Source organism: Nocardia pneumoniae NBRC 100136, from assembly GCF_000308755.1.
Classification (GTDB): Bacteria; Actinomycetota; Actinomycetes; order Mycobacteriales; family Mycobacteriaceae; genus Nocardia; species Nocardia pneumoniae.
In genome coordinates, this window is sequence record NZ_BAGF01000039.1 from 21232 (window position 1) to 40811 (window position 19580).

General features: G+C 68.9%; 17 protein-coding genes. 7 read left to right on the forward strand and 10 right to left on the reverse strand.

Going from position 1 to position 19580, the window contains the following annotated elements:
- Positions 1-3: 3 nt before the first annotated feature.
- Together ON34_RS10760 and ON34_RS10765 are read right to left on the reverse strand one after the other, a co-directional pair.
- Positions 4-816: an ABC transporter ATP-binding protein gene (locus tag ON34_RS10760; protein ID WP_040777809.1), complete on the reverse strand. Its 813-nt coding sequence runs from the start codon at positions 814-816 to the stop codon at positions 4-6.
- Positions 813-1484 carry a FadR/GntR family transcriptional regulator gene (locus tag ON34_RS10765; protein WP_040777812.1) on the reverse strand — a complete coding sequence of 224 codons (672 nt, stop codon included), beginning with the start codon at positions 1482-1484 and terminating at the stop codon, positions 813-815. Before ON34_RS10765 ends, ON34_RS10760 begins: the two co-directional genes overlap by 4 nt.
- 256 nt (positions 1485-1740) lie before the next feature.
- Here ON34_RS10765 and ON34_RS10770 point away from each other — a divergent pair, with 256 nt between their 5' ends.
- Entirely contained in the window at positions 1741-3399 is a 1659-nt protein-coding gene (locus ON34_RS10770; protein WP_040777864.1) for a 2-isopropylmalate synthase, read from the forward strand.
- Positions 3400-3454: 55 nt separating this feature from the next.
- Here the strand turns inward: ON34_RS10770 and ON34_RS10775 are convergent, their stop codons facing one another.
- Positions 3455-3835 (reverse strand): nuclear transport factor 2 family protein, encoded by a 381-nt coding sequence (locus ON34_RS10775; protein ID WP_051022363.1) that lies wholly within the window; start codon positions 3833-3835, stop codon positions 3455-3457.
- A gap of 88 nt (positions 3836-3923) precedes the next feature.
- Between ON34_RS10775 and ON34_RS10780 the strand changes: the two genes are divergently transcribed.
- Positions 3924-4739, forward strand: a complete 816-nt coding sequence (locus ON34_RS10780) for a helix-turn-helix domain-containing protein (protein ID WP_040777815.1) — start codon at positions 3924-3926, stop codon at positions 4737-4739.
- 44 nt (positions 4740-4783) lie between these two features.
- Here ON34_RS10780 and xylB read toward each other — a convergent pair whose 3' ends face one another.
- Positions 4784-6187, reverse strand: coding sequence for a xylulokinase (gene xylB / locus ON34_RS10785; protein ID WP_040777818.1), 1404 nt, complete (start codon positions 6185-6187; stop codon positions 4784-4786).
- Between the two features lie 142 nt (positions 6188-6329).
- Here xylB and ON34_RS10790 point away from each other — a divergent pair, with 142 nt between their 5' ends.
- Positions 6330-6827, forward strand: coding sequence for a hypothetical protein (locus ON34_RS10790; protein WP_040777821.1), 498 nt, complete (start codon positions 6330-6332; stop codon positions 6825-6827).
- Here ON34_RS10790 and ON34_RS10795 read toward each other — a convergent pair.
- From ON34_RS10795 to ON34_RS10820, 6 genes are all read right to left on the reverse strand, one after another.
- The gene (locus ON34_RS10795; RefSeq protein WP_040777824.1) at positions 6818-7828 is read right to left on the reverse strand and encodes a glycoside hydrolase family 172 protein; all 1011 of its coding nucleotides are present in this window, start codon (positions 7826-7828) and stop codon (positions 6818-6820) included. The two genes, ON34_RS10790 and ON34_RS10795, sit on opposite strands and share 10 nt — an antisense overlap.
- Entirely contained in the window at positions 7825-8274 is a 450-nt protein-coding gene (locus ON34_RS10800) for a thioredoxin family protein (RefSeq protein WP_040777827.1), read from the reverse strand. The genes ON34_RS10795 and ON34_RS10800 overlap by 4 nt, the downstream gene beginning before the upstream one ends.
- A 68-nt stretch (positions 8275-8342) precedes the next feature.
- Entirely contained in the window at positions 8343-9812 is a 1470-nt protein-coding gene (locus ON34_RS10805; RefSeq protein ID WP_040777830.1) for an FGGY-family carbohydrate kinase, read from the reverse strand.
- Positions 9813-9814: 2 nt separating this feature from the next.
- On the reverse strand, positions 9815-11227 hold the full coding sequence (locus tag ON34_RS10810) for an L-fucose/L-arabinose isomerase family protein (protein ID WP_040777833.1): 1413 nt from the start codon (positions 11225-11227) through the stop codon (positions 9815-9817).
- Positions 11228-11343: 116 nt separating this feature from the next.
- Positions 11344-12222, reverse strand: a complete 879-nt coding sequence (locus ON34_RS10815) for a family 43 glycosylhydrolase (RefSeq protein ID WP_040777869.1) — start codon at positions 12220-12222, stop codon at positions 11344-11346.
- Positions 12223-12364: 142 nt separating this feature from the next.
- Complete coding sequence (locus tag ON34_RS10820; RefSeq protein ID WP_040777836.1) at positions 12365-14647, reverse strand: ATP-binding cassette domain-containing protein; 2283 nt, start codon at positions 14645-14647, stop codon at positions 12365-12367.
- Between the two features lie 63 nt (positions 14648-14710).
- On the opposite strand from ON34_RS10820, the gene ON34_RS10825 reads away from it, so the two are divergent.
- From ON34_RS10825 to ON34_RS10840, 4 genes are all read left to right on the forward strand, one after another.
- Positions 14711-15679 carry a helix-turn-helix transcriptional regulator gene (locus tag ON34_RS10825; RefSeq protein WP_040777839.1) on the forward strand — a complete coding sequence of 323 codons (969 nt, stop codon included), beginning with the start codon at positions 14711-14713 and terminating at the stop codon, positions 15677-15679.
- A 64-nt stretch (positions 15680-15743) separates the two neighbouring features.
- Positions 15744-16145 (forward strand): nuclear transport factor 2 family protein, encoded by a 402-nt coding sequence (locus ON34_RS10830; RefSeq protein ID WP_040777872.1) that lies wholly within the window; start codon positions 15744-15746, stop codon positions 16143-16145.
- A 71-nt stretch (positions 16146-16216) separates the two neighbouring features.
- Entirely contained in the window at positions 16217-18232 is a 2016-nt protein-coding gene (locus ON34_RS10835) for a TRAP transporter permease (protein WP_040777843.1), read from the forward strand.
- Positions 18229-19224, forward strand: a complete 996-nt coding sequence (locus ON34_RS10840) for a TAXI family TRAP transporter solute-binding subunit (protein ID WP_040777846.1) — start codon at positions 18229-18231, stop codon at positions 19222-19224. The genes ON34_RS10835 and ON34_RS10840 overlap by 4 nt, the downstream gene beginning before the upstream one ends.
- The last annotated feature ends 356 nt before the right edge of the window (positions 19225-19580 follow it).

Genomic DNA, 19580 nt, shown 5'->3' on the forward strand with positions numbered 1-19580 from the left:
CGATCACTGCGACGGCCAGGCCGTCGGTCTGCGCGCCGCGCGGGCGGTCCAGCGCCCGTCGTCGTAGCGGACCTCGACCGGGTGGGCGAAGGCGGTGGTGACGTTCTCGGTGGTGATCGTCTCCGGCGCGGGTCCTGCCGCGACGGTGTGGCCGTCGGCGATGAGCAGGGCGTGGGTAGTCGTGCTGGGCAGCTCCTCCAAGTGGTGCGTGACCAGGACGGACGCCACGTCCGGATGGGTACGGTCGAGGGTGTCGATGGTGTCCAGCAGTTGTTCGCGCGCGGCCACGTCCAAGCCGGTGGACGGCTCGTCGAACAGCAGCAGCCGCGGCTGCGCGATCAGGGCTCGCGCGATGAGCGTGCGCCCGCGCTCGCCCTGGGAGAGGGTGGGCCAGATCTCGTCCGCCTTGCCGGTCAGGCCGACGGTGTCGATCATCGCGTCGGCGCGGCTGAGCTCGTCCGGTGTTGGCGTCCAGCGCATCGGGGTGTCGATCGTCGCGGTGAGGCCGGTCAGCACGACTTCGCGGATCGTCAGGGGAGAGCGCAGCGGATGGCGCGGGTTCACGTGGCCGATGTGGCGGCGCAGACGCTGTAGTTCGACACGGCCGAGCTCCGCGCCGAGCACGCGCACGGAGCCGGAGGTGGGGAAGGTGACCGCGCCGCAGAACCCGAGCAGGGTGCTCTTGCCCGCGCCGTTGGGGCCGAGCAGCGCCCAGCGCTCGCCCGCGCGCACGGTGAGCGAGATGCCGTCGATGATCTTTTTGCCGTCGCGGCGGAACGTCACGTCGGTCAGTTCGAGCACCGGAGCGTCGGTCACGTGAATGCCTCTTTCAGCGCGGTCAGATGGGTGCGGCTGTATTCCGCGGCCGCGGTGGAGTTCCGGGCGGCGATCGCGTCGGCCAGCCGTTCGTGTGCGGCGTGATCCGCGGATTCGGAGGGCACCGGGCGGATCTTCAGCATGTCGATCATCGCCAGGCGCAGGCGGGGGAGGAAGCTGTCGAACAGCTGGGTGAGCACGTCGTTGTGGGCGGCGACGAGGACCGCCCGGTGGAACGCCATATCGGCGTCGACGTGCTCGGCCACCGGCTCGCCGTGCGCCTCGCGTGCCGCCAAGGCGCGGCGGATCGCCCGCAGGTCGGCCGGGGTGCGTCGCTGCGCGGCCAGCGCGGCCGCTTCGGCCTCGATGGCGATGCGCGCCTCGATCACCGAGGCGATGGTGGCGCGGCGCAGCACGACATCCCATTCCTCGGTGACGTCCAGCGCGGTGACGAAGACGCCCGCGCCTTGGCGGCTGTCCAGCACGCCCTTGCCCGCCAGCTCGCGAATCGCCTCGCGCAGCGTGGAACGTCCGACGCCGAGTTGCGCGGCCAGCGTCGTCTCGCCGGGCAGCCGGTGGCCGAGCGGCCATTCGCCCGCCCTGACGCGCGCGAGCAGCGCCTCGGCCGTCTGCGCCGCCAAGGGATGACGCCGTACCTGCGCGATCATCACAACCTCTCTACTTGTCTGAGGAGTTGGGTATAGTCTAGCCATCATGCGCACCATGCTTCTGCTTAGCCGCCACGGCGGGGCCTGACCGACCGGCCTCCCGCCGTGGGGCTTCGTCGTGGCCGGTCACTTTTCGTCGTGACGGCCGTGACGGCCAGGAAGCAGAACCATGACTCCCGTTTTCCCGACCATCGATACGCCCGCGGGCGCCATACCCGACGACGCCCCGGCGTGGAATCGCCAACGCAGCTCGCACATGCCATCGGCTCGCTACCGCGACGTCTACCAGCGTGTGGACGTTCCCCTGACCCAACGGCATTGGCCGGACGCGCGGATCACCCGAGCGCCGCTGTGGGTGCCGGTCGACCTGCGCGACGGCAACCAGGCGCTGGCCGAGCCGATGGACCCGGCACGCAAGCGGCGCTTCTTCGAGCTCATGATCGCGATGGGCTACAAGGAGATCGAGGTCGGCTACCCGTCGGCGTCGCAGACCGACTTCGATTTCGTCCGGCTCATCGCCGAGGCCGATCTCGCGCCCGAGGACGTGACGATCGTCGTCTTCACTCCGGCGCGCCGCGAGCTCATCGAGCGCACCGTCGAATCGGTCCGCGGCGTCCGCAACGAGGTGGTGATCCACCTGTACACGGCCACCGCCCCCGTCTGGCGCGAGACCGTGCTCGGCAAGGACCGCGCCACCCTGCGCGAGCTGATCCTCGACGGCGCTCGCGACGTGCTGGCGTGCGCGGGCGATCTGCCGAACGTGCGCTTCGAGTTCTCGCCCGAGGTGTTCAACCTGACCGAGCCCGACTACGTGCTCGACATCTGCGACCGGATCACCACGCTGTGGGACGCCACCGTGCGGCGGCCGGTGATCCTGAACCTGCCCGCCACCGTCGAGGTCGCCACCCCGAACGTCTACGCCGACCAGATCGAATACATGCACCGCAACCTGGCCCGCCGCGACAGCGTCATCCTGTCGGTGCACCCGCACAACGATCGCGGCACCGGCATCGCGTGCGCCGAGCTGGCGGTGCTGGCGGGCGCGCAGCGCGTCGAGGGCTGCCTGTTCGGCAACGGCGAACGCACCGGCAACGTCGACATCGTCACGCTCGCGTTGAATCTGCATGCGCAAGGCATCGATCCGATGATCGATTTCTCCGATATCGACGAGGTCCGGCGCACTGTCGAATACTGCACGCGGATGCCGATCCACGAACGCCACCCGTACGTCGGCGACCTGGTGCACACCGCGTTCTCCGGCACCCATCAAGACGCGATCAAGAAAGGTCTGGCCGAGCATCGCGCCCGCGCCGCGGCGACCGGCGTCGCGGAACGCGAACTCGACTGGCGGGTGCCGTATCTGCCCATCGATCCCGCCGACCTCGGTCGCGGCTACGAAGCGGTGATCCGGGTGAATTCGCAATCCGGCAAGGGCGGCATCGCCTATCTGTTGCACACCGAATACGGCATGGACCTGCCACGTCGCTTGCAGATCGAGTTCGCCCGGCACGTGCAGGAGCGCGCCGACGACACCGGCGCCGAGATCACCGCCGCCCAACTCCGCGATCTGTTCGAGGCGATCTATTGCGAGGACCCGTCCTGGATCGAGCTGAAGGACTGGCGCACCAGCAGCGACGGCACCGAGATCACGCTGACGGTCGACGGCGTGACCCACCGTTCGGTGCATCGCGACGTCGACCCGATCGCGGGCCTCACCGCGGCGCTGGCCGACAGCGGTCACCCGATCGAGATACTCGGCATGACCCAGCAGTCGATCGAGTCGGGCGACGATGCCCCCGCGGTCGCCTATCTGGAGTACCGCAGTGGAGGACGTTCCGGGTGGGCCTGCGGCCGAGGCGATTCCGCGCTCACGGCGTCGCTGGCAGCGGTGGTGCGCGCGGCGGGACACCGCTGACGACTACCGGCGGTGGATCGCACGTCGAGTGGCCGTGCGATCCACCACGCGGGCATCAGAACATGCCGTGTGGCACGTCGGCGGGTTCGGGCACCGGCTGAACGACATCCCAATGCTCCACGATCTTGCCGTCGACGAACCGCCAGATGTCGGCGACGGCTACGCCACGCTCGTCGTCGGGCGCAACCATGCGGTAATGCATGACCACGTACTCGTCGTCGGCGATCACCCTGGCGAGCTCGAGCCGCGAGCGGGCGACGGGAGCCCGCGCGATGAACTCGACGAAAGCATCCTTGCCGGAGGGATTTCCGGGACTGTGCTCGATGAAGTCGTCGTGCAGGAGAGTGCGGAGCACCTCGATGTCACCGGCCGCGAACTCCGTGAATCCGCGCAGAGCCAGTTCTTTGTTGCGTACTGCCAGGTTGTTGTCCGTCATGGCGAAGAGAGTGACGGTGCGGCGGTGACGGTGTCGATTACCAGCCATGTAATGGCGGACGCGACCGCACCGCCACGATACTGGGCCGATGACCGGAGACCGGGGAGTCGGCGAGCTGCTGCGGGAGTGGCGGCATCGGCGGAAGTTGAGTCAGCTGGATCTGGCCATTCAGGCGGACGTGTCGGCCCGGCACGTCAGTTTCGTCGAGACGGGGCGGACGACACCCAGCCGTTCCATGGTGCTGCACTTGGCCGAGCAGCTGAATATTCCACTCGGCGAACGCAACCGACTGCTGATCGCCGCCGGGTACGCCCCCGAATTCCGCCGCCGCGCCTGGACCGATCCCGCCCTGCGGCGCGCCCGCGACGCGGTCCAACGAGTGCTGCACCTGCACGAGCCGTATCCGGCCCTGGCGGTCGACCGCCGCTGGAACCTCGTCCAGGCCAACGACTGCGTGCGGGTCTTCTTCGACGATGTCGACCCCGGCCTGCTCGAACCGCCGATCAACATGATGCGACTCGGTCTGCACCCCGGGGGATTCGCGTCCCGGCTCCGAAACCTGGAGGAGGTGCGCGGCTTCCTCCTGCCCCGGCTGGCCCGCCAAGTCATGGCCACCGGCGATCCCGAGCTGTCCGCGCTGCACGAAGAATTGCGGTCCTACGGCACCCCGGGCGGCGCCGACCTCGATCCCGGCGCCATCGTGCTGCCGATCCGGCTGTGCCACCGCGACACCGAACTGTCCTTCTTCAGCACGGTCACCACGTTCGGCGCGGCCTTCGACATCACGCTCGACGAGGTCGCGGTGGAGGCATACTTTCCCGCCGACGACGAAACCGGGGCATATCTGCGCGAGCTGGCGGCGGTTTCTACCCCCCGCGCGGCCTGGGCGGCGCCGTGCTGTTGACCGCTCCGGCCTCGGAGAAGGCCGCGGAACTGGCTGCCGAGGCGTCACCCGTAGACCGCTCGGCGTGCTCGCCGGTACTGCGCGCGAATCAGCTGCCCGACCGAGGCGTCGGCGGGAGCGGGCATCTCCGCGGCCGTGCGCGCCTGCCACACGGGCGGCCTGGGCGCACCACTGAGCGCCCAAGCGGCCTGCCGTGCGGCGCCGAGCGCGACGTACTCGGCGGGTTCCGGCACCGTCACCGTGACGCCGAAAACCTGGGCGGCGATCGCCGCGACCAGCGGTGAGCGGGCGGCGCCGCCGACGAGCAGCACGCGTCGCGGCGAAATGCCGAGCCCGGTGAGATGGTCGAGCGCGTCGGCGAGGTGGCAGAGCATGCCCTCGTAGGCGGCGCGTGCGACGGTGGCGGTGCGCATGGTGTCCGGGCGCAACCCGTGCAGACTGCCCGTGGCGTGTGGCAGGTTGGGTGTGCGTTCACCCGCCAGATAGGGCAGCAGGACCACGCCGTCCGCGCCCGGCAGCGCTTGCGCGGCAAGCGATTCGAGCGCGGGGAGGTCCACGCCGAGCAGGTCGGCGGTCGAGGTCAGGACGCGGGCGGCGTTGAGCGTGCAGACCAGGGGCAGGAACGCGCCGGTCGCGTCCGCGAATCCGGAGACCGCGCCGCTCGGGTCGGCGCAGGCGCGGCTGGAGCGGGCGAAGGCCGTGCCGCTGGTGCCGAGCGAGACGACCACGTCTCCGTCGGCGATGTCCAGGCCGAGTGCGGCCCCGGCGTTGTCTCCGGTTCCCGCGGCGACCAGCGCGCCCCACGGCGTCCGCCCCGCCGGTTCGGCGGGACCGAGCACGCTGGGGAGCGCGGGTGCGCGTCCGCGAAAGGCCATGGTGAGCAGATCTTCGCGGTAAGCGCCGCTGCTGGGCGACCAATACCCGGTACCGGAAGCGTCGCCGCGGTCGGTGGTCGGCTCCGGCATGCGTCCCGGCTCGCCGCGCAGTCGCCAGGTCAGGTAGTCGTGCGGCAGCAGAACCCGCGCGGTTCGGTCGGCGAGTTCCGGCTCGTGATCGGCCATCCAGCGCAGTTTGGCGATGGTCAACGCCGCCACCGGTACGTTGCCGACCGCCTCTGCCCACGCCCGCGGGCCGCCCAGCTCCGCGATCAATTCCTCGGCCGCCCGGGCGGAGCGGAGGTCGTTCCACAGCAACGCGTCGCGCACGGGCATGCCCGTGGCGTCCAGAGCGACCAGGCCGTGCTGCTGCCCCGCGACGGCGATAGCGTCGACGTCATCGAGCAATCCGGCTCCCGCGGTGCGCAACGCGTCCCACCAAGCGGTGGGGTCGACCTCGGTTCCGTCGGGGTGCGCCGCCTGCGCTTGCCGCACAATGGCGCCGGTGTCGGCGTCGCAGACGACCACTTTGCACGATTGGGTGGAACTGTCCACTCCCGCGACCGTCGTCATGCGTCCGGCCCCGATCCGATTCGGCGTGCAGCGGGGAACCTGTCGACCGTTCGCAGCACAGACATGTCCCCACCTTGCACCCGAAACGCCGCGCTACGGTGCGTTTCGGGTAATCGACCACCCCATCGTGCAGACTGACGCGATGAGCATCGACCCCACCGACGTGCGCGTTCGCGCGGGAGACGGGACGCCGCTGCCGGAACTCACCGAGGACGCGCTCGGCACCCTGCTGGACGAACCGCCCCGCCCGGACCAGGCCATTCTCGAGCTCAGCCGCGCCGACCTGCACGACATCCGGGCCGCGCGCCTGCCCGACGGCGTCTACGAACTGGAGTACCGAGCCGGGTCGGCGACCGAGTCCTTCCAGATGTACACCTCCGACCCGGTGCTGGTGCGGGACGTGCTGTGGGCCTGGCTGTCCGGCGATCCGTGGTGGCGGGAGGCGGTCGCGTGGTACCCGGTCGATCCGGCGATCGCGGAACTGCGTGCGATGCGTGACGAACTCATCGGTCTGCTGGACGGTCTCACCGTGATGGGCGATCTGACCGCGGGCATGGACGCGGCACTGGCCCGCGCCGACGAGCTGCTGGCGCCGGACTCGCAGCAAACGGATACGCCGGAATCACCGGCTCAGGACTGATACCACCACGCGGTCGTCGCGATCTCGGCGTCTTCCAGCGGCAGATAGGTTTCCGCGTCCCGCCATCCGAGCGCCTGCACGGTGACGCGCAGATCGCGCTCGAAACAGATCGGATCGCGCACATGCCAGCGGTACATCCCGAAGCACTGGTCAGGTCGATAGATTTCGTCCGGCGGAAGGATCTGATGCAGCCCGAGATAGGGGGTGCAATATGTCCGATATGTCCCGTCGAGGTCGAAATTCCAGGCGCCGCCGAAATAATCCTCGGTGCCGGTCCCGCAGATAGTGGGGTGCTCGGCGTCGCCGTCGAGATAGAACTTGACCTCGCCTTCGCCCCACCATCCCGGAGCGCCGGGGCGAATGGCGAGGTAGGTGCCGACGTAGCGACCGGGCCCCGGCGCCATGTCCAGAATCGTGTGCACAGCCGGATTGCCCAAGCGGGCCGCACGCGACCAACGGGTGTGCAGATAACCGGCGGCGTCCGGCACATCCTCCTCGGTGTAGGTAGCTTGGTAGTAGACCGGTATTTCCCGGCCGCAGCGATTTTCCAGCGTGATCCGGGCACGGTGCCGAAACGGCATGGGCCAATAGCTGTTCAGGCCGCCCGCAGGGGCGACCACCACCATCTCCGAGGCGAGCAGTGCCAGCTCGCCCCATCCGTTGCAGAAGAAATCGCCGAGCGGCAGCTCGATCGCGGGCCGAGGCGCGTCGTCCCAGTACACGCGCAGCGTCAGCGCGCACAGCACCGAGCGCTCGGTGGTCAACCAGAAGTGCCGGATCACTCCCGGGCCGGGAACGTCGGCCAGCGTGGCGTTTTCGCCGTCGGCGAGCGCGATCGAGGGCGATACCTTCCACCCGGCGCCCAGCAATCGAGCCGCGTGCGCGCCGGTGCCGTCGATCGCGCGTGCGCCTGCGCCGGGAGCTCCGGTGGGGTTCTCGGCGCTGACCGACCGCGTTCGCGCGCCGTCCAGCCGCCACAGATCCGCGCCCGGCGCGGTCACAGTCCGGGCCAGCCGTATCGGGGTGAGACCGGTGCGAGTCCGGCCCGGCGTGCGGTTGCGGAGGCTCCCGTGGTGGCGAGCTGTCGCGCGTCCTGTTCGGACAGTTGCCGGCGGACCTGGTCCATGTCCAGCCAGAGAATCTCCTGCACCAGGTCTTCCAGCGCGTCCGGCGCCAATGCGCCCGCCTGGGAATACACCAGCAAGCCCTCCCGGAACGCCATCAGCGTCGGATACTGGGTCACCTGCGCGCTGGTGCTCAACGCGACCTCGGCCTCGGTGTCGACTTTGCCGTGCACGATCTCCGGGTGCCGGTCCGACGACGCCTCGTACACGGGCGCGAAACGCTGACACGGCCCACACCAGCTTGCCCACCAATCGACCAGCACGATCGCGTTGGACGCGACGACGGAATCGAAATTCTGCTGGGTCAAGCTGATTGTCGGCATGGAATCCTCGTGTGGTTCTGCGGGTCAACCTTGCATCGTCGCATAGATACCCGCGATCAGGAAGATGTTCAGCCGCGATCGTGTTCGGCCGCGAGAAAATGCGTGATAGCCGTTGTGCATTCGTACAGTTCGCGGTAGCGCCGATAGTACTCAACGTATTTCGCGGTGCGCTCGGGATAAGGCCGCACGGTGTCGACGATGGGATTCCACCCGGAGGTGTCGACACCGGAGGCTTCGGCCGCGAGCAAAGCGTCGCCGAGACAGGCGCCCACGGTGTCCGCGGGCAATTGCTGCTCCAAGCCGGTGACGTCGGAGACGATCTGCGTCCACAATCCGCCCTTGGTGCCGCCGCCCACCGCGACCAGACGCGCCGCCTGTCCGCCCGCCCCGGTCATGGCCGCCAGGTTGTGCCGCACGCCGTAGGCGATACCTTCCAGCACCGCCCGATACAGTTCGGCACGCCCGTGCCGCAGCGTCAATCCCGCGATGATGCCTCGGGCGTCGGGATCGAACAGGGGAGTGCGCTCACCGGCGAAGTACGGCAGCGCGAGCAACCCCCGGCTGCCGACCGGCACGTCCGCGGCGGCCGCGACCAGGTCGGTGAACTCGCCGCCGACGAGCTTGCGCAGCCAGTCCGTCACCGCCCCGGAGGTGGCCATGCCCGCGGCGAGCGTGTACGTGCCCGGCCACGCGCCGCAGGTGCCCCAGAGGCCGGGATGCGGGCGCGGATCGGTGAGCACCTGCACCATGAACAGGGTGGTGCCGTACATGATCATCGCATCGCCGGGGGCGCGAACACCCACACTCGCTGCCTCGGCCCATGCGTCGATGGTCCCCGTGGTGACCGGCAGCCCCGCCGGTAGTCCGGTGACGGACGCCGCGTCGGCGGTGACGTGTCCGACGATCTCGGTCGGCCAAGCCAGTTCCGGCAGCGACCATCCCGGCACGACTTGCTCGGCCCAGTCCGTCGCCCACGCGCGTGCGCGCAGGTCGTACAGGGGCACGCATTGACTGGCCGACTGATGGTCGAGAACGTACCGGCCGGTCAGCCGGTGCACCAGGAAGGAACTCGCCATCAGCAGCATCGCGGTGCGCGCCGCGACTTCCGGCTCGTGCCGGACCAGCCACCGAGCCTTGGGGCCCACGGCCTGGCTGGTCAGCGGTGACCCCGCACGGTCGAGCACCGCTTGCGTCCCGAATTCCTGGTCGAGTTCCGCGATTTCGGCACCAGCTCGCGTGTCGACGCCGTAGAGGATGGCCGGACGCAGCGGATTTCCCTTCGCGTCGGCGGGCAGCAGGCACGGGCCGATACCCGACACCGCCAGCCCGTCGAGCGAAGCACCGTCGGCGGCGCGCACCAGCTCCTGGGCGAGCGAGACGAAGTCGGCCCACCACACCGTTTCCGCGTCGTGCTCCACCCATCCGGGATGGGGCATGGAGATCTCGTGCGCTCGTTCGGCCTTGGCGACGATCGTGCCGTCGGCGTCGACCAGCACACCCTTGGAACTGGAGGTCCCGATATCGATGCCGAGGAACATCGTCACCGGGTGAACTCGTCCAGCGTGACGTCCAACAGCTCGCAGGCGGCGCGAACCGCGGCCCGGTGGTCGCCTGGTATCGCATGGATGTGGTTGGCGCCGAAGCGATTCAAGAAGTCTTCGGCGCGCGCGTCCAGCCTGGCGAAGGCGTGCGGCCACTCCCAGGTGGATTGCTTCATCAGCGCTTCGTTCGTCTGCTGGTCGTAGGCTTCGAAGTCGCCGAGCATCAGCTGCATCCGGTAGTCACCGTCGAGCCGGGTGAGCCGTGCCAGCGTCATCCGGCCGGGCGCGGCCAGATGGTGCACCGAGGCGCCGCCCGCCGGGAAGAAGAACACCTCCGGATACAGATGCACCTTCGCCAGATTCTCCGCGGGATCGGCGCTGCGCGCGGCGAACCAGGTGGCGTGCTGGCCGGAATTGCACAGATCCCAGATGTCCCGGTCCGCGTGATAGTGCCGGACGTCGGCGAACAGCACCGGGGTCCCCGCGATCCGCTTCAGCAGCTGCATGGTCAGCGCGCCGTCCATATCCGCCTCGGTGGCGCAGACATGCGGTTCTTTCGGACCGTTCCAGTCGTAGGGATCGTTGAGGAACGCCTCCGTGACGTCCATGGTGGCGAAATATTGGGTGAGTTCGGGCTGTCCTTTGATGCCCGAGAAGTCCAGTCGCCATTCCGCGATCAGCTCCCGCACCGCCAGGTACGACCGGATCTGGCGTTCCAGCAGCTCCGGCGTGAGTTTGGCGCCGTCGTAGTGCACGCCCGCGGTGTGCCGCTCCAACCACTCGCGCGCCGCCTTCGCCTCACCGGTGTCGGCGAGCTCCGCGCGGCGCACGATTTCCCACTGATCGATCTCCTCGACATCGATGCCGAAGCGCCGCTGCCACTGGTCGGTGTTGGCGACCGCGGTGTTCATGCCCATCGGCCGCCCACCGAAGCGCCCGAATGTCGACCCACGCAAACCGGATACGGCCGCCGCGGCCCGCGCCCGCACGCCGATGGCCTCGATCAACTCCGGATCGGACGGATCTCCCCACAGCCTGGTGTGCTTGCGCCCGATCTGGTCGAGTGCGCCACCCGCCGCGAGCATCCCCACCATGCCGGGCTGCACGGGATCGATGTTCGACAGCAACAGCAGCGGGCCGGGTGTCGCGCCCGCCGCGAGCATGGTGAAATGCGGAAACGACCAGACCGCGTAGTGCAGCACGGTCAGATCGACGCCCGCCGCGGCGACCGTGCGCGCGACCGAGCTCGCCGCTGCGTTGTCGCTGATCGGTGCGCTGCCGCGGACCACGTCGTGTCCCGCCGCGGTGAGCGCGGCCACCACACGGTCCTCGGTCGAGATGATGAAATCGGCGATGCCCGCATGCACGTAGTCGCGGCCATCGGAAATGCTGATAACGCCGATACGGGCCATGCCGGTCCCTCCCGTTGGGGATGGTCGGAGAGTTCGCCTCGATCAACAGATACCAGCCGTTGCGTGCTCGTTGGCGCGTTTCGGGAAATCGGGCCCTTGCCGGTGCTTCGGACCGCTTATCGCGGAACCGCTTTGGCCGCACGCGACTGCGGGAACGTCAGCGACGCGAGGTGGACGCCACCCTGACCCCAGCCCGCGCTCGTGATCCACCAGCGGCCGTCCTCGTGGACCACTTCGGCCGCGTGCGCGGCGATATGTCCGATCTTGTCCCCGATGCCGAAGCGAAACGGGCTGTCGCTGCGGAAGACGTCGGTGCCGACGTAGTCCGGGCGCGGGCCGATGAACAGGTACCACCAACCGTCGTGCCGCAAGACGTACGGAGACTCGGTATTGCCCGCTTCCGTGCCTTTCGCCGGGTCGGTGTAGGCGATATGGCGTTCACCCCAGTGCACGAGGTCGGTGCTGGTGCGGTAGGCGACGACGTGATGTCCGCCGGTGGCGGCGCTGGTCGCGCAGTAGTACATCACCCACTGGTCGCCCACACGCGCCACCATCGGATCGCGAGCGTCGTAGCCGTCGTGGAACAGCGGACCTGTCGGCAGTCTCGTCCACTGGAACAGGTCGGTCGAGGTGGCCAGGTTCATCGCCGCGGCGGTGCGGTCGGCGCCGCCCGCGGCGTAGAACATGTAGTACCGGCCGTGCGCGCCGACCACGTACGGCGCCCACAGATGTGTCTCCCCGTAGTCCCGCTGGACCCGCAAGGCGGACGGGTGCTTGGTCCACGGCCCGTGCAACCGCTCGGCGCAGGCGTGCGCGAATTCGATTTCGTCGAACGGGTCCGCCGGTTCCGGATGGGTGATCCCGAACAGGTGCCATCGCCCGGACCCGTCGCGAACCAGCGTGTGATCGTTGATGTACCACGCATCCGGCTCCCCGGCGCTGGGGTCGTAGATCCGCGCGAACGTCCCCGCCCGAACCACCTCGCGCGTCGTCATGCATTCATGATGCCGCCGCAACCCCTCGGGAGACTGCGGTCCCGCGGATTTCGGCACGACGGTGACCAGGGTGTTCGTATCGGCTCCGGCCAAATATCCGCTGCCTGCCACGGTCGAGGCGAATCCGTCCGCGCACCGACGGTCATCCGAGAACCACGCTGCGCCGCAGATAGTCCGCGGTGATGGAGCGAGCATCGTTCAGCAACGCCGACGGCGTTCCGGCGAAAGCTATCTCACCACCGTGCTTTCCGCCGTCCGGCCCGAGATCGATCACCCAGTCGGCGCGGGCGACGACGTCCAGGTCGTGCTCGATGACGATCACCGTGTTGCCCGCGTCGACCAGCCGGTCCAGCAGCTCGACCAGGGTGTCCACGTCGGCCATGTGCAACCCGGTGGTCGGTTCGTCCAGGACGTAGACCTCGCCGCGGCGATGCAGGTGATCGGCCAATTTGATGCGCTGGCGTTCCCCGCCGGAAAGGGAACTCAGCGAGCGGCCGAGGGTGAGATAGCCGAGACCGACGTCGAGCAGCGCCCGCAGCGGCGTGCGAATCCGCTGGTCATCCAGCTCGGCCCAGAAATCGAGGGCTTGTTCGGCGGTCATCTCCAGCACGTCGGCGATGGACGCGCCGCGGATCTGGTACGCAAGCGCATCCGGCCGGTACCGGCGGCCGTGACAGGCCTGGCACACCGTGGTGACCGGATCCATGTACGCCAGGTCGGTGAAGATCACGCCCGCGCCACCGCATTCGCCGCACCCGCCGTCGGAGTTGAAGCTGAACAGGCCCGGCCGCACGCCGTGCCGCTTGGCGAACAGCTGACGCAGCGGATCCATCATGCCGAGATAGGTGGCCGGGCTGGAGCGCCGTGAGGCGGCGATCGCGGCTTGGTCGACCGCGATGACCCGCGGATGCGCCGCGACGAACGCGCCGGAGACCAGCGTGCTCTTCCCGGAGCCCGCCACGCCGGTCACCGCGGTGAGCACGCCCGTGGGAAAACGCGCGGTGAGATTCTTCAGGTTGTAGGTGTCGACGTCGGTGACCGTCAACCATCCGGTCGGCCGACGCGTATGCTCCTTGATCCGGCGCACCCGGCGCAACCGCTCGCCGGTGGACGTCGCCGCGCTGCGCAGTTCGTCGACCGTGCCCTGGAACACCACCCGCCCGCCGTGCGCGCCCGCGCCGGGCCCCATGTCGATGACGTGATCGGCGACGGCGATCACGTCGGGGGAGTGTTCCACCACCAGCACGGTATTTCCCTTGTCCCGCAATCGGATCAGCAGATTGTTCAGTCGGCCCACGTCACGCGGATGCATGCCGACGCTCGGCTCGTCGAAGATGTAGGTCATGCCGGTCAGGCTGGAGCCGAGATGCCGCACGACCTTGAGGCGCTGCGCCTCGCCGCCGGACAGGGTCGAGGTCTCCCGATCGAGCGAGAGATAGCCGAGCCCGACCTCCTCGATCCGGCGCAATCGGCCGATCGCGGCGCTCGCGATCGGCTCGGCCACCGGATCGTCGATGGCGGCGAGCACCTCGATGAGGTCGGTGATCTCCAGCCTGCCGTAGTCGGCGATGCCGAGCCCATCGATCCGGCTCGCCAGCGCGGCGGCGTTGAGCCGGGCGCCGCCGCAGTCCGGGCAGACCTCCTCGGTGACCACCGCCTGCGCGGCCGCACGGTTCTTGTCCGACAGCGCGGTGAGGTCGCGCTTGATGTAGAGCCGGTCGAACCGCTCCAGCAGTCCTTCGTAGGCGTTGCTGCCCGCCGATCCGTTCCTGTTCCGTCGCGGCACGCGGAAACCGTTGCCGTGCAAGAACAATTGCCACTCCTCCGGAGTGAACTCACGCAGCGGCTTGTTCGGGTCGAACAGCCCGGACTCGGCGTAGAGCTGCCACTGGAAGGTGCCGATCGCGAAGGGAGCGAAGGTGATAGCGCCCTCGTTGAGCGACTTGGCGGAGTCGATGAGCTTGTCCAGATCCGGACGTACCACGTGGCCGAGCCCGCCGCAGGTCGGGCACATGCCCAGCGGGTCGTTGAACGAATAGCGCGTGGCCTCGCCCGCGCTGGGCACACCGTGCCGGGAGAACAGCACGCGGATGACCGACTGGATGTCGGTCATGGTCCCGACCGTGGAACGCGCATTGCCGCCGATCGGCTTCTGGTCGACGACGACGGCGGGCGCCAGGTTGTCGATCACGTCGGCTTCGGGCCGCTCGTATTTGGGCAGCCGATTGCGGATGAACCAGGTGAAGGTCTCGTTGAGCTGCCGCTGTGATTCGACCGCGACGGTCCCGAAGACCACCGACGACTTCCCCGAACCGGAGACGCCGGTGAAGACCACGATCTTGCCCTTGGGAATGGTCAGCGAGACGTCGCGGAGATTGTTCTCGCGGGCGCCGACGATTCTGATGGTGTCTCGATCTGCATGCACGACCGCGACGTTAGGAGGCCATGAGGTCGGTTTCTGTCCTCATTCGCGGCCATACTGGATCACGTGACCCAGACCGCCGCGCGCCTGCTACAGCTGCTGTCGCTGCTGCAGACCCGCCGCGAATGGAGCGGTCCGGAACTTGCCGCGCGGCTGGGGGTGACGGTGCGGACGGTGCGCCGGGATGTCGAGCGCCTGCGCGAGCTGGAGTATCCGGTGGTCGCGACCCTCGGCGCGGTCGGCGGATACCGGCTGCAAGCGGGCGCCGCGCTGCCACCGCTGCTGCTCGACGACGAAGAGGCGGTGGCGATCACGCTGGGCCTGCGCGGGGCCGCCCAGGGCGCGGTCGCGGGCATCGAGGAATCGGCCGCCCGCGCCCTGGTGAAACTCCAGCAGGTGCTGCCGTCGCGACTACGACGCCGGGTCGACGCGATCGACACCGCCACCGTGTCGCTCGCCGGTCCCGCCGCGGGCCCGGTGATCGACCCCGAGATCCTCGTCGTCCTGGCCGCCGCCGCCCGCGACGGCGAACGCATCCGCTTCCACTACCGGGATAAGGCCGATACCGAAACCAGCCGCCTCGCCGAGCCGCACAGCCTGGTCTCCGCGGGCCGCCGCTGGTATCTGGTGGCCTGGGACGTCGACCGCGCCGACTGGCGCACCTTCCGCGTGGACCGCTTGACTTCCCCGCATCCCACCGGGATACACTGCTCTCCAAGAGAACTCCCCACCGAGGACGCGGCAAGCTTCGTCACCAGCCAACTGGCCCGCTCCCGCCCGCTCCGCCACGTGGTCCTGCGCGTCCACGCCCCCGCCGACACGCTCGTCGACTCCTTCCGTGTTCGTCCCGAGGAGATCGAGCCCGTGGACGCCCAGACCTGCCTGCTGCGCACATCAGCGGATTCTTTGGAGTGGACCGCCTTGCGCATCGCGCATTTGAACATCGACTTCGAAGTCATCGAACCCCGAGAAATGAAAGAACTACTGAGCACCCTCGGCGCCAAATTACTTCGCGCGGCCGGAAATCCGCCCTAGGACACCTTCGCGGCCGGACGATATTCACCTGACCGGCGCCAAGGGCGGCACTACGGTGCTGCGCATGACCCTATCGATGGAAGACCGTATAGCGATCAACGACCTGATCGCCCGGCACGGTCACCTGGTGGACGCTGGCGAACTCGATCGGATGGCGGAGTTGTTCAGCCCGGGGATCGTCTACGACCTGACCGAGCTGGGGTTCGGCGAATTGCGCGGCGTCGCGGCCCTGCGGGAGGCCGCGCTGGCGCTCGGCGAAGCGAATCCGGTCGGGCATCACGTCACCAACGTCATCATCTCCGAGAGCGAGGCGGGGGAGGTTCTGGTGCGGTCCAAAGGAATCGGAATCAGTGCCGACGGCCGCTGTGGGAGCGTGACATACGAGGATGTAGTAGTGCGCGAAGCGGGTGGCTGGCGCATCTCGTACCGCAAGATCCTTCCGCGGCGGGCGCCCTTGGGCGGCTGACCGGCGATCCACTCGCCGCGGCTGTCGCCAAAGCCGGTACACGCGCGTGCGTGTGTTGCTATCGTCTCGCCATGTCGGACACGCTGGGCGCTCGGGTGGACGAGCAGGAGCGCCCGCCTGTCGTGGAGTTCGACGACGAGGAGCGGCCCGCGCGAGTGCTGAGCGGCTGGGCGGAGCGAGTGGTCGCCGTCGCCGCGTTCGCTGTCGCGCTGCTCGCGCTGTGGCAGGTGTTCCGGCCGTTGGCACAGGGGAGCCAGTACTACCTGGTGATCTTCCTGGCGGGCACGTTGCCCACGGTCTTCCTCGCCTACGGGTCGGGTCTTCGCTTCCTGGATCGGCGCAACCGCCCCGGCCTCCTGGACTGGCTGCTGGCGGCGGTGGCGCTGGGGGTCTGCCTGTATCCGGTGGTCCCGATGACGATCGGATCGGGCGGCGGCGGATACGACGCGTTCCTCGATCGGCAAGGACTGCTCCATCCGGTCGACGTCGCGGTCGGCACGGTGTTGCTGGCGCTCGTCGTGGAGGCATGCCGGCGGACGACGGGCTGGGTGCTGCCCGCGGTGTGCCTGGTCTTTCTCGCCTACGGGTACTACGGAGGGCTGCTGCCGCAGGAATGGAGCATCGCGCACGCCGGACTGGACATCGGCCAGATCGTCGACGCCCTGTTCAATTCCGGAAGCGGCTTCTACGGCACCCCGCTCGATGTCGCGGCCACCTACATCGTGCTGTTCACCCTGTACGGCGCGGTGCTCGAATTCTCCGGCGCGGCACAGTTCTTCGTCGATCTGTCGGTCGCGGCGTTCCGGCGGTCGCGCGGGGCCGCCGGACGCACCGCCGTGGCATCGGGTTTCCTGCTCGGCACGGTGTCCGGATCCGGAACCGCCACCGCGGTGAGCGTCGGCGCGGTGACCTGGCCGATCCTGCGGCGCGCGGGGTACCCGCCCGAACAGGCGGGCGGAATGCTGGCCGCGGCCGGCGTCGGCGCGATCCTGTCGCCGCCCACGCTGGGAGTCGCGGCGTTCATCGTGGCCGAATACCTCGAGGTCTCGTATGTCACCGTGCTCGGCTGGGCGCTGATCCCTACCCTCCTCTATTACCTGGGCATCCTGCTGGCCGTCGAGATCGATGCGCGCAGACTGGGCACCGAACCGGTCGAGATCGGCGGCACGTCGGCGGTTCGGCTGCTGCTGCGGTTCGGCTATCACTTCCTGTCGCTGATCGTGATCGTCGTGCTGCTGCTCATCGGGGTGAGCGCGACGCGAGCGGTGGTCTACGCGACCGCGCTGGCGTTCATCCTGGCCTTCTTCGACGCCCGCACCAGCGCCGCGGCCCGGTCGCCGCGCCGGGTGTTCGCCATGGTCGGCAGCGGCGTCCGTTCGGCGCTGCCGGTGGTGGCGGTGTGTGCGGCCGCGGGCGTCATCACCGCGATGACGACCAAGACCGGCCTCGGCGCACAGCTCGCGGCATTGCTGGTGCGCGCCGCGAAGGCGCTGTCGGACGATCACACCGTCGTGCTGGCCTGCACCGTCGCACTTGCCGCTGTCGCGCTGGCGCTGCTCGGGCTCGCCGTCCCGGTCACGGCGTCGTTCATCATCGGCTGGGCGATCATCGGTCCGGCGCTGCTGGCCCTCGACGTGCCCGCGCCCGCCGCCGCGATGTTCGTCTTCTACTACTCGGTGCTCTCGGAGGTGACGCCGCCGACCGCGCTCGCGGCGGTGGGCGCCGCCGCGATCACCGGAGCCCGCACGGTGCCCACCATGTGGCAGGCCCTGAAATACGCGTTGCCCGCCTTCCTGGTGCCGATCGTGTTCGTACTGACCGGACCGGGTGAATATCTGCTCGGGCGCGGGCCCATCGTCGGCATCCTCTGGACCACCGTGGTCGCGTGCATCGGTGTCGCCGCGCTGGCGGCGGCCACCGGTGGCTGGCTCCCCGGCATCGGACCCGCGCCGCTCGCGGCACGCGTTCTGGCCGCCGTCGGCGGGTTGACGCTGCTGTATTTGGCGCCTCTCGCGCTGATCATCGGGGTGTGCGCGCTGCTGGCGGCCGCCGGGATCACCCTGCTGTCGCGAAGGAGAACGACATGAGAAGAGCCGCATTGGTATTCGCCGTCATCACGCTCGCGGCGGGACTGCTCGCGGGCTGCGGCGGCCGCAGGGACACCCCGCGGACCGACTCGGGGGCGGCGGTCACCTGCGCGCTCGAGCGAGAAACCCGCGTCGGCATCGCGACCGGCAACGCCACCGGAGTCTATTTCGCGCTCGGCAACGCCTACGCCGACCAGATCGCCCAGGCGACCGACGGCAAGGTGAAGGCGACCGCCGCAGAGACCGGTGCGTCGGTGCAGAACATCCAGCAGGTCGTCGCGGGAAGCTACCAGGTGGCGTTCTCCTTGGCCGACAGCGCCGCCGACGCCGTGCTCGGCACGGGAAGCTTCGACGGCAAGAAACAGCCGGTGCAGGCGCTCGCGCGGCTGTATCCGAACTACACCCAGGTGGTCGTGCGCCGGGACGCGGGCATCAACTCGGTGACCGACCTGCGCGGCAAGCGGGTCTCCACAGGCTCGCCGAAGTCGGGCACCGAGGTGATCGCCCAGCGGATACTGCAAGCCGCCGGTCTCGATCCCGATCGCGACATCTCGGCCCAGCGGCTGGATCTCACCAAGACCGTGGACGGCATGAAGGACGGGTCCATCGACGCCATGTTCTTCTCCGGCGGCCTGCCCACGCCGGGCATCACCGACCTGTTCACCGTGGCCCGCGACCGGCTCCGATTCCTGGACGTCACCGATCAGCTGCCCGGCCTGCGCAAGATCAATCCCGTCTACGAAGAGGGCGCCATTCCCGCCGCCGCGTACGGCCTGCCCGCCGATGTGAAGACGATCGTCGTGCCGAACGTCCTCCTGGTCCGCGACGACCTGGACGCCGATCTCGCCTGCGTGCTGACCAGGACCCTGTTCGAACGCAAGACCCAGCTGGAACAGGCCAACTCGGCGGCGAAAGGGATCAGCAGGGAAACCGCACGGGATACCGCTCCCGTGCCGCTGCACCGCGGCGCTGCCCACGCCCTCGGTAACTGAGCGGCGTGCCGCGACCATTCCGGGACGATCTTGTGGTGGCTTGAATCACATTTGTGTCATTCTGCCGTCGCTCGTGCCGATCGCGCGCCTCTGACCTGCGAATTAGCGCGCTGCCCAGGCGATTTGACGAAGCGAAATCCGCCGCGTAACTTATTCCAGGTCAGAGCGACACGGACACCGACCCGGAGCCGAGAAGCGAGGCGCGAGCCGAGCGGAGGGACCGGGAAACGAGGTAGGACGAGGAGCGCCTGGCGATCACACTAGCTTGATCGGGACCCCGATTTCGACCGGGTGAACGGCTGAGCTAAGCTGGATAGGTTGCCTCACTGAAGGTCCGGTGCAATCCGGGGCGACGG